Source organism: Streptomyces sp. NBC_00096 (assembly GCF_045041305.1).
Lineage (GTDB): Bacteria > Actinomycetota > Actinomycetes > Streptomycetales > Streptomycetaceae > Streptomyces.
This window is the reverse complement of the sequence record NZ_CP108221.1, coordinates 4,240,736-4,261,225: the sequence shown is the minus strand read 5'-3', so window position 1 is coordinate 4,261,225 and position 20,490 is coordinate 4,240,736. Positions and strand designations below refer to the sequence as shown.

16 protein-coding genes are annotated in these 20,490 nt (G+C 73.4%); 3 read left to right on the top strand and 13 right to left on the bottom strand.

Annotated features, from left to right (window positions below):
- Window positions 1-20 precede the first annotated feature (20 nt).
- The 6 genes from OG904_RS18665 to OG904_RS18640 all read right to left on the bottom strand — a co-directional run bounded on the left by OG904_RS18665 (window position 21) and on the right by OG904_RS18640 (window position 8,352).
- Window positions 21-2,294: a xanthine dehydrogenase family protein molybdopterin-binding subunit gene (locus OG904_RS18665; RefSeq protein ID WP_405498108.1), complete on the bottom strand. Its 2,274-nt coding sequence runs from the start codon at window positions 2,292-2,294 to the stop codon at window positions 21-23.
- A 56-nt stretch (window positions 2,295-2,350) separates the two neighbouring features.
- A complete protein-coding gene (locus OG904_RS18660; RefSeq protein ID WP_405492369.1) occupies window positions 2,351-4,474 on the bottom strand; it encodes a (2Fe-2S)-binding protein in 2,124 nt (707 codons plus the stop codon).
- Window positions 4,471-5,313, bottom strand: coding sequence for an FAD binding domain-containing protein (locus tag OG904_RS18655; RefSeq protein WP_405492367.1), 843 nt, complete (start codon window positions 5,311-5,313; stop codon window positions 4,471-4,473). Before OG904_RS18655 ends, OG904_RS18660 begins: the two co-directional genes overlap by 4 nt.
- A 319-nt stretch (window positions 5,314-5,632) precedes the next feature.
- Window positions 5,633-7,282, bottom strand: a complete 1,650-nt coding sequence (locus tag OG904_RS18650) for a beta-N-acetylhexosaminidase (protein ID WP_405492365.1) — start codon at window positions 7,280-7,282, stop codon at window positions 5,633-5,635.
- A 150-nt stretch (window positions 7,283-7,432) separates the two neighbouring features.
- Entirely contained in the window at window positions 7,433-7,717 is a 285-nt protein-coding gene (locus OG904_RS18645) for a DUF3039 domain-containing protein (RefSeq protein ID WP_328298939.1), read from the bottom strand.
- Window positions 7,718-7,791: 74 nt separating this feature from the next.
- On the bottom strand, window positions 7,792-8,352 hold the full coding sequence (locus OG904_RS18640) for a YqgE/AlgH family protein (protein WP_405492363.1): 561 nt from the start codon (window positions 8,350-8,352) through the stop codon (window positions 7,792-7,794).
- A gap of 273 nt (window positions 8,353-8,625) precedes the next feature.
- On the opposite strand from OG904_RS18640, the gene murA reads away from it, so the two are divergent.
- Entirely contained in the window at window positions 8,626-9,969 is a 1,344-nt protein-coding gene (gene murA, locus OG904_RS18635; RefSeq protein ID WP_405492361.1) for a UDP-N-acetylglucosamine 1-carboxyvinyltransferase, read from the top strand.
- 240 nt (window positions 9,970-10,209) lie between these two features.
- On the opposite strand, the gene OG904_RS18630 is transcribed toward murA, so the two are convergent.
- The 4 genes from OG904_RS18630 to OG904_RS18615 form a co-directional block, all read right to left on the bottom strand.
- Window positions 10,210-10,491: an HU family DNA-binding protein gene (locus OG904_RS18630; protein WP_007264399.1), complete on the bottom strand. Its 282-nt coding sequence runs from the start codon at window positions 10,489-10,491 to the stop codon at window positions 10,210-10,212.
- A 319-nt stretch (window positions 10,492-10,810) separates the two neighbouring features.
- Window positions 10,811-12,235: an NAD-dependent malic enzyme gene (locus OG904_RS18625; RefSeq protein WP_405492359.1), complete on the bottom strand. Its 1,425-nt coding sequence runs from the start codon at window positions 12,233-12,235 to the stop codon at window positions 10,811-10,813.
- Window positions 12,236-12,671: 436 nt separating this feature from the next.
- A complete protein-coding gene (locus OG904_RS18620; RefSeq protein WP_405492357.1) occupies window positions 12,672-14,993 on the bottom strand; it encodes a HelD family protein in 2,322 nt (773 codons plus the stop codon).
- A 183-nt stretch (window positions 14,994-15,176) separates the two neighbouring features.
- Window positions 15,177-15,749: a CGNR zinc finger domain-containing protein gene (locus OG904_RS18615; protein WP_405498106.1), complete on the bottom strand. Its 573-nt coding sequence runs from the start codon at window positions 15,747-15,749 to the stop codon at window positions 15,177-15,179.
- 151 nt (window positions 15,750-15,900) lie between these two features.
- Here OG904_RS18615 and OG904_RS18610 point away from each other — a divergent pair, with 151 nt between their 5' ends.
- Both OG904_RS18610 and OG904_RS18605 read left to right on the top strand, forming a co-directional pair.
- On the top strand, window positions 15,901-16,119 hold the full coding sequence (locus OG904_RS18610; protein ID WP_405492355.1) for a type II toxin-antitoxin system VapB family antitoxin: 219 nt from the start codon (window positions 15,901-15,903) through the stop codon (window positions 16,117-16,119).
- Window position 16,120: 1 nt separating this feature from the next.
- Window positions 16,121-16,537: a PIN domain-containing protein gene (locus OG904_RS18605; protein WP_405492353.1), complete on the top strand. Its 417-nt coding sequence runs from the start codon at window positions 16,121-16,123 to the stop codon at window positions 16,535-16,537.
- 19 nt (window positions 16,538-16,556) lie between these two features.
- On the opposite strand, the gene OG904_RS18600 is transcribed toward OG904_RS18605, so the two are convergent.
- From OG904_RS18600 to OG904_RS18590, 3 genes are all read right to left on the bottom strand, one after another.
- Window positions 16,557-17,699 carry a uroporphyrinogen-III synthase gene (locus tag OG904_RS18600; RefSeq protein WP_405492351.1) on the bottom strand — a complete coding sequence of 381 codons (1,143 nt, stop codon included), beginning with the start codon at window positions 17,697-17,699 and terminating at the stop codon, window positions 16,557-16,559.
- A 189-nt stretch (window positions 17,700-17,888) separates the two neighbouring features.
- Window positions 17,889-19,259 (bottom strand): MFS transporter, encoded by a 1,371-nt coding sequence (locus OG904_RS18595; RefSeq protein WP_405492349.1) that lies wholly within the window; start codon window positions 19,257-19,259, stop codon window positions 17,889-17,891.
- A gap of 193 nt (window positions 19,260-19,452) precedes the next feature.
- A complete protein-coding gene (locus tag OG904_RS18590) occupies window positions 19,453-20,421 on the bottom strand; it encodes a LysR family transcriptional regulator (protein ID WP_405492347.1) in 969 nt (322 codons plus the stop codon).
- Window positions 20,422-20,490 lie beyond the last annotated feature (69 nt).

The following is a 20,490-nucleotide window of genomic DNA, read 5'->3' as shown; positions in this document are numbered from 1 at the left end:
GTGCAATCAGGGTCACAAGGTCATGAGTTGGGCGCCGCCACCGCCGCCGATGGCCGGATAGGGAGCCTGTTGACCGGGCGGCCCGTGGCCGCGCGGACCGCCGAGGCCACCGCCGCCGGGGCCGTGACGACCGGGACCGCGCTCGCCGGCTTGGCGCCGAAGGGGGCCACCACGTCGCGTTCCTCGACGAGTTTGACGATGCGGACCGTCGGGGCGTCCAGCGACGTGGGCAGGGCGTAGCCCGTCAGGTCGGGGTGGCGGATCAGGCCGGCGGCCGTGCGGAGGTTCTCCGTCAGGGACGCGCCCACCCCCTGGATGACGCCCGCTTCGATACGGGCCTCCAGCTGCCGGGGGTTGAGGATGCGGCCCACGTCCTGGGCCACCGCGAGTTCCACGACGCGCACCGAGCCCAGCTCGATGTCCACGTCCACCACCGCGCGGATCGCGCAGAACGCGAGGCCGACGAAGGCGTCGCCCTGGCCGTCCCCGTCCAGCGGCTCCGTCGGGTGGGGGCGGCACTGGGCCGTCGCCCAGAGTTCCTTGCCCTCCATCGCCTCGGCGACCGTCGTGGAGAAGGCCCCGTCGTACGACGTGATCCGGCCATCCGCGATCTGGAGGAGCTCCGTGGACATCCCGAGCTTGTGGGCCATCGGCTGGAGGAGTTGGGTGCGGACCATTTTTGCCGCCCGTTCCACCGCCCCGCCCGAGACCCATGTGTGCCGGCCGTGCGCGGAAGGGCCCGCCGGCGGCTGGTCCGTGTCGACCGGGGCCGTGACGACCTCGTCCACGCCCAGGATCTCCTGGACGATCTGGCGGGCGAGCGTGGAGAAGCCCTGCCCGGTGTCGACGGCCGCGCAGATGACCGTCGCCGAACCACCGACGATCTTCACGGTGGCCGTGGACACCTCGTCGGTGCCCTCCGCGCCGAGCATGTGGACCATGCCGACCCCGTACCCGACCCCGCGCCGCACCGCGCCCGGTTCGCCCGCGCCCTCCAGGCCGCCCGGGAGCAGCCAGTCCTCCTCCGGGGTGTCCTTCGGGAGGGCGGGCAGTTCGTAGTCCCGTACCGCGCGCAGGAGTTCGGCGACGGGGGCGGGGCAGGTGACCGTCTGGCCCGTCGGGAGCAGGTCGCCGGTGGCCAGGACGTTGCGCAGGCGGAGTTCCGCGCCGTCGATGCCGAGGGCGGCGGCGAGCTTGTCCATCTGGCCCTCGTAGGCCGCGCAGACCTGCAGGGCGCCTTCGCCGCGCACGTGGCCCGACGGGGGGTTGTTGGTGCGCACCGCCCAGCCTTCGACGAAGGCGTGCGGGACGACGTACGGGCCGCAGGCGAAGGCCACCGCCGCGGCGAGGGACTCCGAGGAGGCGTCGGCGTAGGCGCCGCCGTCCATCAGGATCTGGGCCTCGACCTTGACCAGGCGGCCCTCCGCGTCCGCGTGGTGGCGGTAGCGCAGCAGCGTCGGGTGGCGGTGGGGGTGGCCGAGGAAGGACTCCTCGCGGGTGGCGGCCAGCTTGACGGGGCAGCCGGTGCGCAGGGCGAGGAGGCCGAGCGGGAGCTGGAACGCGGCGTCCTCGCGGTCCGACATCGCGCCGGGGACCCCGGTGACGACGACGCGCACCCGGTCGGGTTCGAGCCCGAAGCAGGCGGCGGCCAGGTCGCGGTCGGTGTGCGGGTCGGTGGAGGCGGTGTAGATCTCCACGCCGCCGTCGGGGCGCGGCACGGCCAGCCCGGCCTCGGCGCCGATGGGCGCGGGGTCCTGGCGGCCGATGCGGTAGAGGCCCTCGACGACGACCTCGCCGGTGGCTTCCGGATCGCCGTAGCGCAGCGGGATGTGCCGGATCAGGTTGCCGTCGGGGTGCAGGTCGGGGGCGCCGAAGGCCTGCTCGGGGTCGGTGACCGGGTCGAGGAGCTCGTACTCCACGGCGATCGCGGCGGCGGCGAGGCGCGCGGTGTCCGGGTGGTCGGCGGCGACGGCGGCGATGGGCTCGCCGTGGTGGCGGACCACGTCGTACGCGAACACGGGCCGGTCGGCGATGCGGCGGCCGTGCGTGGTGGCGCCGGGGACGTCGGCGTGGGTGACGACGGCCCGCACGCCGGGCATTTCGGCGGCGGCGGAGGTGTCGATGGAGAGGATCCGGGCGTGGGCGTGCGGGGAACGCAGCACGGCGGCCCACAGGAGGCCCTCGGCCCACAGGTCGGCGGCGTAGGGGAAGGTGCCCTCGGTCTTGGCGCGGGTGTCGGTGGCCGGGACGGACGCGCCGATGCCGCGCGGAACCGCCCGCTCCGACGGGTCCACGCCCTCGGCGGGCGCCGCCGTGACCGCTGCCGGGACCGTCGCCGCGTCGTGGGCGCTCACGCCGTGCCTCCCTGGTGGTTGCCGTGGTTGCCCTGGTGGTTGCCGTGGTTGCCCTGGTTGCCGTTGCCGTTGCCGTTGCCGTGCATCCCGTGACCGCCCTGCGTCCCGTGGTTCCCGTGGTTCCCGTGGTTCCCGTGGATGCCGCCCTCGCCGGGCGGGGCCTGGTGCGGGATCCGCGCCTCGGCCGAGGCCGTCGCGGCGGCTTCCGCGGCCGCGCCGCGCTCGGCCACGACCTCGCGCACGGCGTCGATGACGCCCGAGTACCCCGAGCAGCGGCAGAGGTTGCCGCAGAGGGCCTGGCGGGTCTCCAGCTCGCTGGGGGCGTGGTTGCCCTCCAGCAGGTCGTGGATGGTCATGGCCATGCCGGGCACGCAGAACCCGCACTGCACCGCACCCGACTTGCACAACGCCTGCTGCACGTCCGACAGTTCCCCGTCGGTCGCGAGACCTTCGACGGTCCGGACCTCACTGCCCGCCGCCGTGGCCGCCGGGACGAGGCAGGAGGCGACGAGCCGGCCGTCGACCTGCACGGCGCACGCGCCGCATTCGCCCTGCGAGCAGCCGTCCTTGGCGCCGGCGAGGCCGAGGCGCTCGCGCAGCACGTAGAGGAGGGACTCGCCGATCCACGCACCGGTGACGGGGCGGTCGGCGCCGTTGACGCGCAGGACGTAGGAGGCCGACGGGTGCTCGTGATGGGCGACGGCGGCGGCGTCCGCCTCGTCGGCGGTTTCCACCTCGTACGCCGGCCCCTCGTCCGGAGCCCCTTCGCCCGTCCCGGCCGGAGCCGTCTCCACAGCACTGTCGGCGTCGTCCGCACCCGGCACCGGCCCGGCCCCGGCTCCGCCGGAGGTCGGCACGGCTTCGCCACCGCCCTGCTCCGCCGCCACGGCCCCGGCTTCGCCACCGGCCACGCCTTCGTCACCGGCACCGGCCTCGGGCCCGCCACCGGCTTCGAGCTCGGCCGCACCCTCAGGCCCGGCCCCGGCTTCGGCCCCGGCTTCGGCCCCGGCCTCAACCCCGGCTTCGCCCTCACCCTCGGCCTCGCCCGCCGGATGCGGCCGCTCCCCCGTCACCGGGGCCTGCGCCGGCCCGTGGGCGGCTTCGATGTCGTGCGGAGCGGGATAACCCTGCTCGCCCTCCAGCGGGGTACCGACCCCCGGGCCGCCCAGCACGCGCGGTCCGCGCCCGGGGTTCACGCCGAAGGATCCGCCGCCCGCTCCGGAAGCCCCCGGCAGCGCGCCCGTGCCCAGCGGGTCCGGGAAGCCCGGCTCCGGGGCCCCGGAGCCCGGCCCGTCCGCCCCGGGCTGCTGCGCCGCGTACCCGCGCGCGCCCTCGAAGTCCGGATGGCTGGCCCACGGGGCCGCCGCCCCGCCCGGCAGCGTCGCGGGGGCCCGGCTCCAGTCGGCCGAGGCCGCGAGCTGCCCGAAGCTGCCCGTGTCGCCCGTGCCTCCGGGCGCCCACACGTCGCTGGCGGCCGCTTCGGGGAACCGCCACTCGGCGGTCTCCCCCGACTCGTGCGCGCCGCCCGGCCGCCCGGCCGGAGTCCCGGCGTCACGCTGCGCGAAGGACTCCGCGTAGGGCTCGGCGTAGGGCTGCGCGAACGGCTCGCCGAAGGACTCGCCGAAGGCCTCACCGAGCGCCTCGTCGAAGGGTTCCCCGACCGGATCGGCCACCGACTCCGCGAACGCCGCGGCCACCGAGGCCGGAAGCGGCACCGAGGCCGGGATCGGAGCCCGCACCGGAGCCTGCACACCCGAAGCACCCGAAGCACCCGAACCCGAGCCCAGACCCGAACCCGAGCCCGCACCCGCGCCCTCCGGAGCCGCCGCACCCGCCTCCGGCCACTGCACCGGCATCGTCCAGGTGCCCGTGGCGGACGGATCCGTGCTCGCCGTGCCCAGCGGCACGATCATCGGCGGCGGCACGTAGCCGTGCCCGGGCGCCGCGAGGGGCTCCCCGGTGCCGAGCGCGTCCAGCATGTCCTGCGGCAGTTTCACGAATGCCGTCGCCTCGGCGTCGTACTCGCCTCCGTGCGGCACCGGCTCCCAGCCCCATGCGGGACCAGCAGATCCCGTGTGACCCTCGGGACCCGTGTGACGCGTGTTCTCGTTCTCACTCATGAGCTCAGTGCCCTCCCCAGGGCCCTCCGTGCCAGCACGGCCACCGTCCGCCGCAAATGCAGTACTGCGGGGGCCACCGGTTCCCCCTGGTCGGGTACGCACGCGGCCGCGACGTACTCGCCGAAGGCCTCCAGCGCCTCGGGGGCCAGACTGCGGTCCCCGTCCCAGTCGATCAGCGAAGCCACCCACTGCTCGGCTTCCAGCGGCCGCAGCGGCATCGGGGCGACCGCGCCGATCGCGCAGCGCACGCCCCGCCGCGCGGGATCCAGTACGAGCCCCACGGAGGCCACCGCGCGACCCGGCCCGGTACGGCCCGTGGCCTTCAGGAACACCTGCGGCGCGTGCAGCAACGGCACCCGCACGAAGCCGATCAGCTCTCCGGGGCGGAGCATCTCCCGCCCGGCGAGCAGGTGCGAGACCGGGATCTCGCGGCGCGATCCGCCGGGTCCGACGATGACGAGCACGGCCTCCAGCGCGGCCAGCACGGGCAGCGCGTCACCCGTCGGTGCGGCGGTGGCGATGTTGCCGCCCAGGGTGCCGGCGTTGCGGATCTGCGGGGGGCCCGCGGCGCGCGCGGCGGCGGCCAGCGCGGGGATCAGGGCGGCGAAGTCCGGCCGTCCCATCCTGGCGTGCGTGAGACCGGCGCCGAGCAGCGCGTGGCCGTCCTGGTACTGCCAGCCGCGGATCTCGTTGATCCGGCCGAGGCCCACGAGGGCGGCGGGCCGCAGGAGTCCGGCGTTGACGGCGGCCATGAGGTCGGTGCCGCCCGCCACGGGGACCGCGGCGGGCATGGCCGCGAGCGCCGCCACGGCCTCGTCGAGCGAGGCCGGCAGCGTCACGGACTGCGCCGCGTGCCCCGCCCGCGGGTCATTTCGGGGCCCTTGGGACGAATCCCGTGTCTGCGGTGTGTGCGGTGCGTGCGTGGTCAACCCAGCTGCCCCTTCCCGATGTCCCGGTCCCGGCGCTCACGCCTGTGTCCGCCGTACGGTACGTCCTCACCGCCGGGACGTGGCAACTCTGGCACATCTTCGGGAGCACCGGACGCGAGGGTCCACCGCCCCGCGCCCCACCCCCGCTCCACCTCCCGCCCCACCCCCGCGCCGCACCCCGGGACCCTGCCGCGGCGGCCCCGCCGCGGCTCATTCGGACGGGGGGCCTTCACACGTTCGGGGGCGCTCCCTCGATCGGACGTCCGAGCACTCCGGGCCTGCGCTGCCACGGCAACGGGCCGCCGGGCGGCCGGTAGTCGACCCCGAGCACGTCCAGCCGCCGGTAGTGCTCCGTCATGCGCGCCTCGAAGTCCGCGTAGTCCCGTTCCTCCGGCGCGGGCAGCTTCGACCACACCACTTCGGCGAAGGCCACGAGGCGCGGGAACACCTGGTAGTCGACGCGACCGCGGTTCTCCATCACCTCGGTCCACGCGTTGGCCTGCGCGCCCAGCACGTGGGCGGCGGCCTCTTCGGACAACTTCGGCGGTACCGGCTCGAACCGGTACACGTCCTCCAATGTGCGGACGTACCCGATCGGCATCGGCTCGTCCCCGCCGCCCGCCTGACGGTGGTCCAGGTACACCTGCTGCTCGGGGCACATCACCACGTCGTGGCCCGCCTCGGCGGCGGCGACGCCGCCCGCGTACCCGCGCCAGGAGGACACGGCCGCGCCGGGGGCGAGGCCACCCTCGAGGATCTCGTCCCAGCCGATGAGCCGGCGGCCGCGCTCGGCGAGCCAGCCGTCGAAGTGCCGGACGAACCAGGACTGCAGACCGTCCTCGCCGTCGACCCCCAGCTCCGCGATCCGCTCCTGCGCCACCGCGGAGGCCCTCCACTGCGCCTTGGGGCACTCGTCGCCGCCGATGTGCACGAAGGGCGAGACCTCGGCGGGGAACAGCTCAAGGAGCTCCTCGAAGACGCCCTCGTAGAACCGCAGGACGGCCTCGGTGGGCGCGAGGACGTTCTCGTTGATGCCCCAGTCGTCCCACACCTCCAGCGCGGCCGTGTCCACCACGTCGGTGTTCCCGAGCTCCGGGTACGCGGCGATCGCGGCCTGCGAGTGCCCCGGTACGTCGATCTCGGGCACCACCCGCACGTGCCGCTCGGCGGCGTACGCGACGATCTCGCGGATGTCGTCCTGGGTGTAGAACCCGCCGTGCGGGGTCTCGTTCCACAGCGGCGAGGCCCGGTGCCCCCACCGGCTGCGGGCCCGCCAGGCGCCGACCTCGGTGAGCTTCGGGTAGCGCCGGATCTGCACGCGCCAGCCCTGGTCGTCCGTCAGGTGCAGGTGCAGCACGTTGAGCTTGTGGGCGGCGAGCAGGTCGATGTGGCGCAGCACGCCGTCCTTGGGCGTGAAGTGCCGGGCGACGTCGAGCATCATCCCGCGCCAGCCGAAGCGCGGGCCGTCCGCGACCTCCCCGTACGGCAGCCGCCACACCGCCCCCGGCAGCGGCGCCCGCCGGTAGGCGTCGGGTCCGAGCAGCTGGCGCAGCGTCTGGGCCGCGTAGAAGAGGCCCGGGCGGTCGGCTCCCCGGAGGAGTACGAGGCCGGGCGTGACGTGGAGTTCGTAGGACTCGGCGCCCGCGGTCCGTGCGGTCTCCGGGCGCAGCTCGAGCCGGATCACCGTGCGTCCGCCGCCGGAGTCCCCCGGCACCGGGGCCGGCAGCGCCCAGCCGGTGGCCGCGCCGAGCTCCCGGCGCAGCCAGCGGGCCGTGCCCAGGGCTCCGGGCCCGGCGTCGAGCAGCGGGGCCGTGAGCTCGCAGGTGCCGGCGTCGGGCGGGAATCGCGCGTACCGCGGCTGCGGGATCAACTCGGGCATGGCCTCGACTCCTCCACCGTTGCAGCATGTGCAACGTACGTTTCACATGGCGCTTACGCGGCGACCCTAACCCGCCCTCCGGGCAAGGCAAAGGCCCCCGGGCGCACATCCGCGCACCGGGGGCCTTGGTCCTGCTCGGGGAGGGCCGGACTACTGGTCCTTGCCGCCCTTGTCCTTGTCCCCGCCGGGGCCCATGGACTCGTAGATCTCCTTGCACATGGGGCAGACCGGGTACTTCTTCGGGTCCCGGCCCGGCACCCAGACCTTGCCGCAGAGCGCGACGACGGGGGTGCCCCCGAGCGCGCTCTCCATGATCTTGTCCTTCTGGACGTAGTGGGCGAAGCGCTCGTGGTCGCCGTCACCGTGGGACACCTGCGGCGTCGGCTCTACGAGGGTCCCCGTACCAGTCCCGCGATCGGGTTCAAGAGTGCTCATGAATGCCAGGGTACCGATCCTCGCGCGCGAGGGTTCAGCGGCGGGGTCGGCCCGGCACCCGCCGGCACCCGGGGTCAGTTCAGCGAGGGGTCGTCCGGGTACGTGGCCACCATGGCCAGCTCGCTGCGCTGGCGCCGCAGCACGGCGCGCCACAGCCGTTCCGGATCCGGGAAGGAGACGTCCCCCGGCTCGGAATCGACGACGTACCAGGCGCCCACGCCCAGTTCCTCCTCCAGCTGCCCCGGACCCCAGCCCGAGTACCCGGCGAAGATGCGCAGACCGCCCAGGGCCGCCGCGAGGAGTTCCGGCGGGGCCTCCAGGTCCACCAGGCCGATCGCCCCGAACACCCGGCGCCACCCCAGCGGCCCCTCCTCGCCCGGGATCACCGCCAGCCCCAGCGCGGAGTCCAGCGCCACCGGGCCGCCCTGGAACACCACTCCCGGGGTTCCGGCCAGCGGGGCCCAGGGCAGCAGGACGTCGCCGACTCCCACCGGGGTGGGCCGGTTGAGGACCACGCCGAGCGAGCCCTGCTCGTCGTGGTCGAGCAGCAGCACCACCGCGCGGTCGAAATTCGGGTCCGCTAGGGCTGGGGTGGCCACGAGCAGCCGCCCTGTGAGGGAGGACACCTCGGTCATGGCCACATGATCCCGCACATTGGCCCGTGAGGGGGAGTGGACGTCACATTCGGACCGTACGCAGCTCAGGGCGCACTGCGGCAGCGGGGAGGGCGCACGGCCTCCCGGCCGGACCGCGGGCGGAAGGAGACGCTCCGCCACCTGGCGGGCACCCAGGGTGTTGTACCGAATTCATGACAGTCCTACGGCCCCGTCAGCCATACGAACAGGGGGGTCGTGCCCCTTACCCTTTTCACTGGCCCCCTGCCCACCCCTCTCCGGAACGCGAGATTCATGACCGGCATCAGTGACGATGTACTGCTTGTCCACGGCGGAACCCCGCTCGAGGGCGAGATCCGTGTCCGCGGCGCGAAGAACCTCGTACCCAAGGCCATGGTCGCGGCCCTGCTCGGCAGTGAGCCGAGCCGGCTGCGCAACGTCCCCGACATCCGTGACGTCCGGGTCGTGCGCGGGCTGCTCCAGCTGCACGGGGTGACCGTCCGCCCCGGCGACGAACCGGGCGAGCTCGTCCTCGACCCCACGTACGTCGAGAGCGCCAACGTGGCCGACATCGACGCCCACGCGGGCTCTTCGCGCATCCCGATCCTGTTCTGCGGCCCCCTGCTGCACCGCCTCGGCCACGCGTTCATCCCGGGCCTCGGCGGCTGCGACATCGGCGGCCGGCCGATCGACTTCCACTTCGACGTGCTGCGCCAGTTCGGCGCGACCATCGAGAAGCGCGAGGGCGGTCAGTACCTGGAGGCCCCGCAGCGGCTGCGCGGCTGCAAGATCCGCCTGCCCTACCCGTCGGTCGGCTCGACCGAGCAGGTGCTGCTGACGGCCGTCCTGGCCGAGGGCGTCACCGAGCTCAGCAACGCCGCCGTCGAGCCGGAGATCGAGGACCTCATCTGCGTACTGCAGAAGATGGGCGCGATCATCTCCGTCGACACCGACCGGACCATCCGGATCACCGGCGTGGACCGGCTGAGCGGCTACAACCACAAGGCGCTCCCGGACCGGCTCGAGGCCGCCTCCTGGGCGTCCGCGGCGCTGGCGACCGGCGGCAACATCTACGTGCGCGGCGCGCAGCAGCGTTCGATGATGACCTTCCTGAACACCTTCCGCCGGGTCGGCGGGGCGTTCGAGATCGACGACGACGGCATCCGCTTCTGGCACCCGGGCGGTCCGCTCAACGCCATCGCGCTGGAGACGGACGTCCACCCCGGCTTCCAGACCGACTGGCAGCAGCCGCTGGTCGTGGCGCTGACCCAGGCCACCGGCCTCTCGATCGTCCACGAGACGGTCTACGAGTCCCGCCTCGGCTTCACCTCCGCGCTCAACCAGATGGGCGCACACATCCAGCTCTACCGCGAGTGCCTGGGCGGCAGCGCCTGCCGCTTCGGCCAGCGCAACTTCCTGCACTCGGCCGTCGTCTCGGGGCCCACCAAGCTCCAGGGCGCCGACCTGGTCATCCCCGACCTGCGCGGCGGTTTCTCGTACCTGATCGCGGCGCTCGCCGCCGAGGGCACCTCGCGGGTCCACGGCATCGACCTGATCAACCGCGGCTACGAGAACTTCATGGACAAGCTCGTGGAGCTGGGCGCCAAGGTCGAGCTGCCGGGCGGCGACCTCGTCTGACCCGGGTCCGCCGGTCCCGGCCGCCGGTCCCGGCCGCCGGTCTCCGGTAGATCGGCACAGACCGACCCAGAACGCCCCCAGGGGCCCCGTACAGGGCCTCTGGGGGCGTTCTGGCTCCCGGGGGCCACCAGGGGTCCCGCAAGCGCCGAGAGGCGGCCACCCGGTGCCGGGTGGCCGCCTCTCGCGTACTACGTACTACTGCCGTCCCAAGGGTCTGTGCGGCCCTCGGCACAAGGGCGACTACTTGCCCTTGGCGGCTTCCTTGAGCTTGGAGCCCGCGGAGACCTTCACGCTGTAGCCGGCCGGGATCTGGATGGGGTCGCCGGTCTGCGGGTTGCGCGCGGTGCGAGCGGCACGGTGGGTGCGCTCGAAGGTCAGGAAGCCGGGGATGGTGACCTTCTCGTCGCCCTTGGCGACAATCTCGCCGACGGTCTCGGCGAGCGCGGCCAGAACGGCGTCGGCGTCCTTGCGGGTCACCTCGGCGCGCTCGGACAGAGCGGCCACCAGCTCACTGCGGTTCATGTTGTACTCCCGTGTTCAACGTGCCTTAGAGGCGTGAGATCGAAGCCGATGCTGCCAGGGCCCTAGGACAGTCCCCGGACCCGGGTCTGACGTCAGACCCTCTCGCCCGGTTACGCATCCTGCCCCCACCAGCGGCGGGAAAGCCAATCCGGCACCCGCCGGGGTCACACGAAAAGCGCCACAGTCACGCCGCGGTGACGCTCCGTCCGCACCAGAAGGGGTCCGGACGGAGTCCGCGGGCGCGGACCGCGTGCCACGCGGGCATCCCCGCAACCCTAGAGGCGCCCGTGTGACCTCGCATCCCGCGACGCGCCGGGGATCAGACGGAGGTGGGCGCCGTCACAGCGGCCGAGGCCGCCTTGCGGACGGCACCGGCGACCGCACCGGCGACCTTGTCGTTGAAGACCGACGGGATGATGTAGTTCGCGTTCAGCTCGTCCTCGCCGACCACGTCGGCCAGGGCGCTCGCGGCGGCCAGCATCATCTCGGTGTTCACGGTCCGCGACTGGGCGTCCAGCAGGCCGCGGAAGACACCCGGGAAGACCAGCACGTTGTTGATCTGGTTCGGGAAGTCGGAGCGGCCGGTGGCCACGACGGCGGCGGTCTGGCGGGCGATCGCCGGGTCCACCTCGGGGTCCGGGTTCGCGAGCGCGAACACGATCGCGCCGTCCGCCATGGCGGCCACGTCCTCGCCGCTGAGGACGTTCGGGGCCGAGACGCCGATGAAGACGTCGGCGCCGACCACGGCCTCCTTCAGGGTGCCCGTGTAGCCCTCGGGGTTGGTGTTGTCGGCGATCCAGCGCAGCGGCGAGTCCGCGGCCGCGTCGACGAGGTCGGGGCGGTCGCAGTGCACGACACCGTGGATGTCGGCGCTGACGGCGTTCTTGACGCCCGCCGCGAGGAGCAGCTTGAGGATGGCCGTACCGGCCGCACCGGCGCCCGACATGACCACCTTGACGTCGCCAACGGCCTTGCCCACCACGCGCAGCGCGTTGGTGAGGGCGGCGAGGACCACGATCGCGGTGCCGTGCTGGTCGTCGTGGAAGACGGGGATGTCCAGGGCCTCGCGCAGCCGGGCCTCGATCTCGAAGCAGCGCGGCGCGGAGATGTCCTCGAGGTTGATGCCGGCGAAGCCCGGGGCGATCGCCTTGACGATCGCGACGATTTCGTCGGAGTCCTGGGTGTCCAGGCAGATCGGCCACGCGTCGATGCCCGCGAAGCGCTTGAAGAGGGCCGCCTTGCCCTCCATGACGGGCAGTGCGGCCATCGGGCCGATGTTGCCGAGGCCCAGTACGGCGCTGCCGTCCGTCACGACTGCGACGGAGTTGCGCTTGATGGTGAGGCGGCGGGCGTCCTCGGGGTTCTCGGCGATCGCCATGCACACCCGGGCCACGCCCGGGGTGTAGATCATCGAGAGGTCGTCGCGGTTGCGGATGGGGTGCTTCGACTGCATCTCGATCTTGCCGCCGAGGTGCATCAGGAAGGTGCGGTCGGAGACCTTTCCGAGGCTGACGCCCTCGATCCCCCGCAGCTTCTCGACGATCTCGTCGGCGTGCGCCGTGGAGGTCGCGGCGATCGTGACGTCGATACGGAGCTTCTCGTGACCGGATGCGGTCACGTCGAGGCCGGTGACCGAGCCACCGGAGGACTCCACGGCGGTGGTGAGCTGGGAGACCGCGGTTCCGCTCGCGGGCACTTCCAGGCGGACCGTCATCGAGTACGAGACGCTGGGCGCCGTTGCCATGGCCGTGTTCCTCTTCTGTCCCTGGTTCTTCTGTACACACAGGGTCCAGCGCAGTACCGGCCGAGAACATGGCAGGTATGGCAGGACCTGTTGTCCGATCGTCCCACCTACCAGCCGGTACAAGGTAACCAGCTACAAATTTCGGAAAGACACTTCCACCATACGAGATAGACGGGGTCTTCGGAATGGGTGGCCCATACAAAAAGGTCCGCGCCCTCCACTGGGTGGAGGGCGCGGACCTGGTGATTCATACGTCTATGACACCGACCCGCCATGCTCGCCTCGCGGCAAGTGGTCGCTCTAGGCGACGAAGGTTGGGCCCGGGGGCTTGGATCGAGTCGGTGCCGTACCCAGGCTAACAAAGGTTCGCCCGAAGTGATCCCCCTCCCGGATACCGGTTGTGCGGACCACGCCCCTGGCCGCCGCCCATCCGGCCCTACGGCCTCAGCAGCGTCGCGACGCCCTCCGCGTCCGGGGCGTCCCGGCCGGTCGAGATCACCGTCAGCTGCTGCGTCGCACGGGTCAGGGCCACGTAGAGCACCCGCAGACCCGCCGCGGACTCGTCCGCGATCTCGGCCGGGGAGACCACCACCGTGGCGTCGTACTCCAGCCCCTTGGCCTCCAGGCTGCCGAGCGCGACCGCCCGCTCCCCCAGGTCCGCCAGCCAGCCCGCGGCCTCCGCGCGCCGGTCCATGGCCACGACCACGCCCACCGTGCCGTCCACCTGACCCAGCAGCCGCCGGGTCTCCTCCCGGACGCTCTCGCGCAGATCGCCGGCCGCCGCCGTGAAGCGCGGCTCCAGACCCGTGGAGCGCACCGCCGTCGGCGGCTCCATGCCCGGGGCCGCCAGCTTCAGCACCCGGGACGCGACCTCCGCGACCTCGGCCGGGTTGCGGTAGTTCACCGTCAGGGTGAACCGGCGCCGCGGCCGCGAGCCCAGCGCCTCGTCCCGCGCGGCTGCCGCCTCCTCCGGATCGGTCCACGAGGACTGCGCCGGGTCACCGACCACCGTCCAGGTGCCCATCCGGCCCCGGCGACCGACCATCCGCCACTGCATCGGCGTCAGGTCCTGCGCCTCGTCGACGATGACGTGCGCGTACTCGGTGCGCTCCGCCGCGAGCCGCTCGGCCCGCTCCCACTGGGTCTCCTCGCGGGTCGGCATCAGCTCCTCCAGCCCGCTCAGCTGGTCCAGCGGGTCCATCTCCCGCTTCCGCTTGGGCCGTGCGGGCGCGCCGAGCAGCTGGTGGAGCTCGTCGAGCAGCGCCACGTCGTGCACCGACAGGGGGCCCTTGCCGTCCGGGCCCACCCGGCGCAGGGAGCGCGCCAGCTGCCGGGTCTCGCGCGGGTTCAGGTCCCGGCGCGACCAGCGGCCCAGGCGCCGCTCGTCGGCCATGGAGGCCAGTACGGCGCGCGGGGTCAGCTCGGGCCACCAGGCGTTCAGGAACTCGATGAACACGTCCTCCGTCGAGATGTCCTCGTCGAAGGCCGAGCGGAGCTCCGCGGCGAGCTCCGGGTCGCTGTGCCGGCCGGCCCCGCCGGACTTGGAGTACAGCGCGTCCAGCAGGAGCTTGCGGGCGCGCGGGCGCAGCAGGTTGACCGGGGTGGTGCCCGACAGGACGTTCTGCCGGATCCGGTCGAGGTCGGCCGCCTCCAGCTCCTGGCGGCGCCCGAAGGCCACCACGCGCAGCCGGTCGGGCGCGGGGGTCCCGCCGGGACCGCCGAACTCCAGGGCCCCGCGCACGGCCTTGCGCAGCACCTTCAGCATCCGGGACGAGCCCTTGATCCTGGCCGTGCCCGGGTCGTCGTACGTGGTCGCCTCGGCGCCGTCGACCAGCGAGCCGAGCGCCCGGATGGCGACCTGGCCCTCCTCGCCGAGGGAGGGCAGGACGCCCTCGGTGTAGGCGACCAGCAGCGGGGTCGGGGAGACGATGAGGATGCCGCCGGAGTAGCGCCGCCGGTCCTGGTAGAGCAGGTAGGCGGCGCGGTGCAGGGCCACGGCGGTCTTGCCGGTGCCCGGTCCGCCGGCCACCTCGGCGACCGAGGCGGCGGGCGCCCGGATGACGAGGTCCTGCTCGGCCTGGATGGAGGAGACGATGTCGCGCATCGAGTGCGTACGGGCCCGCCCGAGGGCGGCCATCAGCGCGCCGTCGCCGATCGCGGGCAGCTCCTTCCCGTCGAGGAAGGCGGTGACCTCGGGACGCATCAGGTCGTCCTCGACGCCGAGCACCTTGCGGCCCTTGGAGCGGATCACGCGCCGGCGCACGACGCGGCCGGGGTCCTTGGGCGTGGAGCGGTAGAACGGCGCGGCCGCCGGGGCGCGCCAGTCGATGACGAGCGGCGCGTAGTCGGAGTCGAGGACTCCGATGCGGCCGATGTGGAGCGTCTCGGCGATGTCGGCCGTGAGGTCGGCGCGGATCGCGTCGTCGGCGGGATCGACGGAGGTGAAGGCGCCGTCCGGGCCGCGTTCCCCGTCCTTGCCGAGGACCAGGTCGACGCGGCCGAACAGGAAGTCCTCGAACTCGTTGTTGAGACGGTTGAGGTGGATCCCCGCGCGGAAGACCTGGGCGTCCCGCTCGGCGAGCGCGCCGGGCGTGCCGACCTGGCCACGCTTGGCGGCGTCGTTCATCAGGAACTCCGCCTCGTGGATCTTCTCCTCAAGGCGTCGGTACACATGATCGAGATGCGTCTGCTCGGCCGCGATCTCCCGATCGCGGACGGAATCCGCCGTGCTGTCGACAGCGGCATTCTGCGCGGCCACCAAGGCCCCTTTCGGTCGTGCATGGGCAGCCGTCAACCGTACGCGAACGGACCCCCGCGCGCACGCCCGTTCCGGGACGGCTCGCGGATCAGGACGAAGATCACGCCCGGCGGGCGACGCCGTGGGCTCCCGCGGCGGGCGCGCGTGGCGGGCGCACGGTGGGCGCGCGGCGGGCGCGCGGCTCTAACCTGGCCGCGACCCGAGCACGCGCCGCCGGTGACGGGCCACGCGTTCGCGGTTCCCGCAGAGCTCGCTGGAGCACCAGCGGCGCCGGTGCCCGCGCGAGGTGTCGAGGTAGACCCGGTCGCAGCCGTCCCCCTCGCAGGCCCGCAGCAGCGCCCGGTCGCCGGGATCGGTGAGCAGTTCGACGGCGTCCCGGGCCACAGCGGCGAGCAGCCCGGCGCATTCGACACCGCCGCACAACTCCCGTACGAGGTGCCCTTCTTGATCCTGTACGGCACACAGTCCCGGGGGTGGACCGGCGGCCGCCGCGTTGACCCGGGCCAGCGGGGCCTGCGGCGGCTCGGCTCCGGCGAGCTCGGCCCGTACGAGGCTCTCGACGTCGGCGCGCAGCGCCCTGAAGGCCTGCACCCAGTCGGCGCCCACGCGGGCGAGCGGCGTCCGGTCGGGCACCAGCCCGGCTCCGGCGAGCCACAGCCGCAGCTCGTCCCCGTCGCGGATCCCCTCGGCGGTGTTCCCGTGGGACCCGAAGGTGGCCACCAGGTCCAGACAGACCCGCCCGGAGTCGAACCACATGCCCGTCACCGCCTCACTCTTGGGGCGCACCCCCAGAGTGCCCGTGCCGGAGCCCCACCGGAACCCCGCAGACACCGCTTTCCCAGGCCGGATGTATGGAACATCCGCTAACTTTGTATGAAGCCTATGTTCCATCCCTTGGGAGGGGCCCATGTCAGCCACCCAGATCGATCTCGACGACGAGGCCCTTGCCGAGGCCATGCAGCTGTCGGGCGCCCGGACGAAGAAGGAGACGGTGAACCTCGCGCTGCGCGAGTACGTCGAGCGCCGCCGTCGCACCGAGGCCCGGATCCGCCACTTCCAGGAGGCCCAGGAGTGGGACGAAGAGAGCTTCTGGCGTCAGCACTCCGCGGAGAAGGGCATCGCCTGACGTGCTCCGCTACCTGATCGACTCGACCGCCGTCTGGCGCCTGCAGCGCGACCGGAATCTCAATGAGGCATGGGCACACGAGATCGACGAGGGCAACGTCGGCTCCTGCCGCCCCCAGCGCACGGAGTTCCGCAGGCCCGCCCGGAATCTCGACGAGTACGAGGCCATGACGGACATGCTGGCCGACCTGCATCCGGAGGTCCCCGTCCCCAAGAACGCCTGGCAGTGGATCGAGACCGCGCAGTACCGCCTGGCCCAGCGCGGCCGCCACCAGAGCCTGTCCGTCGTGGACTGGCTCATCTGCGCCACGGCGGCCCATCACGGGCTGGTCGTCCTCCACGACGACAAGGACTTCGCCGCCGCGGCGGGCCTGCTCCCGGAGGTGCGGGAGCACAACGTGCACCGGGTGCCCCGCTGACCCGGACCGCTCAGTCCGCTCAGTCCGCGCAGGCGCCCGCGTCCAGCGACAGCCGGTAGCCGCGCTTGACGACGGTCTGGATCAGGTTCGGCGCGCCCAGGGCCACGCGCAGGCGGGCCATCGCCGTTTCCACCGCGTGCTCGTCGCGGCCCGCGCCCGGCAGGGTGCGCAGGAGTTCGGAGCGGGCCACCACCCAGCCCGGGCGGCGGGACAGGGCCCGCAGCAGGGCCATGCCGGCCGGCGGGACCGGGCGCAGCTCGGCGTCGACCAGGACCGCGTGGCCGCGCAGCTCCAGGCGGTGTCCGGCCACCGGGAGCACCCGGGCCCGGCCCGGGAGCTCCTGGCACAGGAGCTGGACGAGGGGGCCGAGCCGGAAGCGTTCGGGCTGCACCGTGGCCACCCCCTCCGCCTGCAGCGGCAGGGCCGTCACCGGTCCCACGCACGCGGAGAGCACCGACCCGCCGGTCAGCGCCCCGACCACGGATTCCCGTACGCCCCGCTCCCCCGCCCGCGACAGCAGTGAGGCCGCCGCCGGCGCGGAGGTGAAGCTCACCGCGTCGACCCCGCCGGCGGCCACCGCGTCGATCAGCCGGTCCAGCGGCCCGAGGTCCTCCGGCGCCATCCACCGGTACACCGGTACGCCGACCACCTCGGCCCCGCCCGCCCGCAGCGCCTCGATGAACCCGGGCAGCGGCTCCCCGTGCAGCTGGAGGGCGATGCGCCGGCCGGCCACCCCGGCCGTCAGCAGCCGGTCCAGCACCTCGGCGAGCGATTCCGACCCCGGGGACCAGGTCTCCACGAGCCCGGCGGCCCGGATCGCGCCCTTGACCTTGGGTCCGCGCGCCAGCAGTTCCGTCTCCCGCAGCCGCCCGAGCAGTTCCTCGCCGAGCCCCCACCCGTCCGCGGCCTCGATCCAGCCGCGGAAGCCGATGGCGGTGGTGGCCACCACCACGTCGGGCGCGCAGGCGATCAGCTCCTTGGTCGCGGACAGCAGTTCGGTGTCGTCGGCGAGCGGCACGATCCGCAGGGCGGGCGCGTGCAGCACGGTGGCCCCGCGACGGCGCAGCAGGGCGATGAGTTCATCGGCCCGCCGGGCCGCGGTGACCCCGACGGTGAATCCGGCGAGCGGGCCGGCCGGCGGACCGGTGTGGGTGTCGTGCATGGTGACCTGCCTCGCGCAGTGGTCGGGTCCGGCGTCGGTCCGGGACCGGGTCCGGCACCGGGACCGGGACCGGGATCGCTCTCGCACTCACTGGCTCAACGGAAGTGCGCGTGGACCGAGCCTGCCCTGGGGGCGTATCAGGCTCGGTTCACGCGTATTTCGGTGCCGTTAACCGGCGTCCGGCCCCCGTTACACCGAGGTGAGCTGCGGTTTCACCGCCACCCCGGCCACCGGGGCCGTCACCCGGGCGGGCCGGCGAAGGTATACCGCCCACGTGACGCCGCACGCCAGCGCGTAGAAGCCGAGGAAGGTCACGAAGGCCCCCGTGCCCGAGCCGGAGCTGAGGAAGGCCCCCCGGAAGACCAGGTTGATGCCGAGTCCGCCGAGCGCGCCGACCGCGCCGATGAGTCCCATGGAGGCCCCGGACAGCCGCCGCCCGTAGGCGGCCGCCTCCTCCCCGCTCATGCCGCGGGCCAGCGCCTTCGCCTGGAAGATCCCGGGGATCATCTTGTAGGTGGAGCCGTTGCCGAGCCCGCTGAGGACGAACAGCGCCACGAAACCGACCAGGAACACCGGCAGGGACTCCCGTACCGAGGCCAGGATCACCACCCCGGTCGCCGCCGCCATGGCCACGAACGTGCCCAGCGTGATCCGCGCCCCGCCGAAGCGGTCCGCGAGGGCCCCGCCGACCGGCCGGATCAGCGAGCCGAGCAGCGGCCCGATGAAGGTGAGCGAGGCCGCCTGGAGCGGGGTGCGGCCGAACTGCGTCTGCAGCACCAGCCCGAAGGCGAAGCTGTAGCCGATGAAGGAGCCGAAGGTGCCGACGTAGAGGAACGCCATGATCCAGGTGTGGGCGTCGCGGGCCGCTTCGCGCACGGCCCCGGTGTCGTTGCGCACCGGCGCCAGGTTGTCCATCCGCAGCGCGGCGAGGGCCGCGGCGATCACGATCAGCGGGATGTAGGCGCCGAGCAGCAGCCGGGGGTGGCCGGCCCCCGCCGTGCCGATGACCAGCAGGGCGGCGAGCTGGACGACGGGGACGCCGATGTTGCCGCCGCCCGCGTTGAGGCCGAGCGCCCAGCCCTTCTTGCGCAGCGGGAAGAAGGCGTTGATGTTCGTCATGGAGGAGGCGAAGTTCCCGCCGCCGACCCCGGTCAGCGCGGCCACCAGCAGGAAGGTGCCGTACGAGGTCCCGGGCTCCATCACCAGCCAGGCGACGACGGTCGGCGCGAGCAGCAGCAGGGCGCTGAAGACGGTCCAGTTGCGGCCGCCGAAGCGGGCCACGGCGAAGGTGTAGGGGACGCGGACGAGGGCGCCCACGCAGGTGGCGGTGGCGATGAGGAAGAACTTCCCGGCGGGGTCGATCCCGTACTTCGGGCCCATGAAGAGCACCATCACCGACCACAGGGACCAGATCGAGAACCCGATGTGCTCGGAGAGCACGGAGTAGACCAGATTGCGGCGGGCGGTCTTCTCCCCCGTCTCCCTCCAGAAGGTCTCGTCCTCGGGGTCCCACCGCTCGATCCAGCGGCCCCCCTTGCGCGGTGCGGTCGTACTGGTCATCACACGCCTCCACAGCTGCTGCGATCACGTCGCGCCCGTCGCGTTGCGCACGCTCGTCGTCGCGTTGCCACGCTCGTCGTCGTCGCGTTGCCCACGCTCGTCGCGTTCGTCGCGACCGGTCCGTGGTGAAGACCGTAGGAACGGCTCGTTTCGGCCCCGGTCCCCGCCGGATGACCGCCGGGAAACCTTGCACTCACCCGGCGGCGGGGCCGGGTGTGAGCGCGGGCAGCCAGCTGTCCGGAGGCACTTCCAGCCAGCCGCGTTCGGCGGCGAGGCCCGTGGCGGCGGCGAGCAGCGCGTCGAGCCCGGGGTGGACCAGTCCCTCGCGCCACACCATGGCGAGCGGCGACAGCGGCACCGGGGCGGTCAGCGGGCGTTTGACGCAGCCGGGCAGATCGGTGAAGTCCACGGTGGCCAGGACCGGGTTCCCGGTCCTGGCCATGACCCGGCGGAACTCGTCCTTGCCCACCGCCACCGGCGCGGGCGGCGCGGGCGTGATCCCCCGCCCGGCGAACAGCTCGCGCGCCAGCCCCGTCCACTCCAGGGTCCGCGGGTTCCCGGCCCCGGCGTACACGGTCTCCCCGGCGAGCGCGGCCAGCGGTACGTGTTCCCGCGCGGCCAGCGCGTGCCCGTCGGGCAGCACCACGGCGAGCGGCTCGTACCGTACGGGCATCCGCGCGAGCCGGGCCCGCAGCGCCGGGTCGAGGCCGTCGGCGTACCCGAAGGAGACGTCGAGGCGGCCGGCGGCGATCTCGGCGGCGGCATGGGTGAGCCCGGACTCGAAGCGGGCCATCAGCTCGCAGTCGGGGGCCAGTTCCCGGGCCCGGTCCAGGACAGTGCGGGCGGTGCCGGGTCCGTCGGTGTTGAGGTCGACGAGCAGCGGCCGGGGGGCCGCCCCGACGGCGAACGCGGCGGCCAGCTCCTCGTGCGCCCGCAGGACGCCCCGGGCCAGGGGCAGCAGCCGCTCCCCGTCGGCGGTCAGCTCTACGGCGCGGGTGGTGCGGGCGAACAGGGCGGCGCCCAGCTCCTGTTCGAGTCGGCGCACGTCCCGGCTCAGGGCCTGCTGGGCCACGTACAGCCGGGCGGCGGCGCGGGTGAAGTGCAGTTCCTCGGCCACGGCGAGGAAGGCGCGCAGCAGGCGGGGGTCCACGTCTCGGGGCATCACCCGCGGAGACTAACAACAGGAAGCGGTGAATCCGCCGCGAACAGGTGTTGGACCCCCGGCACCCCC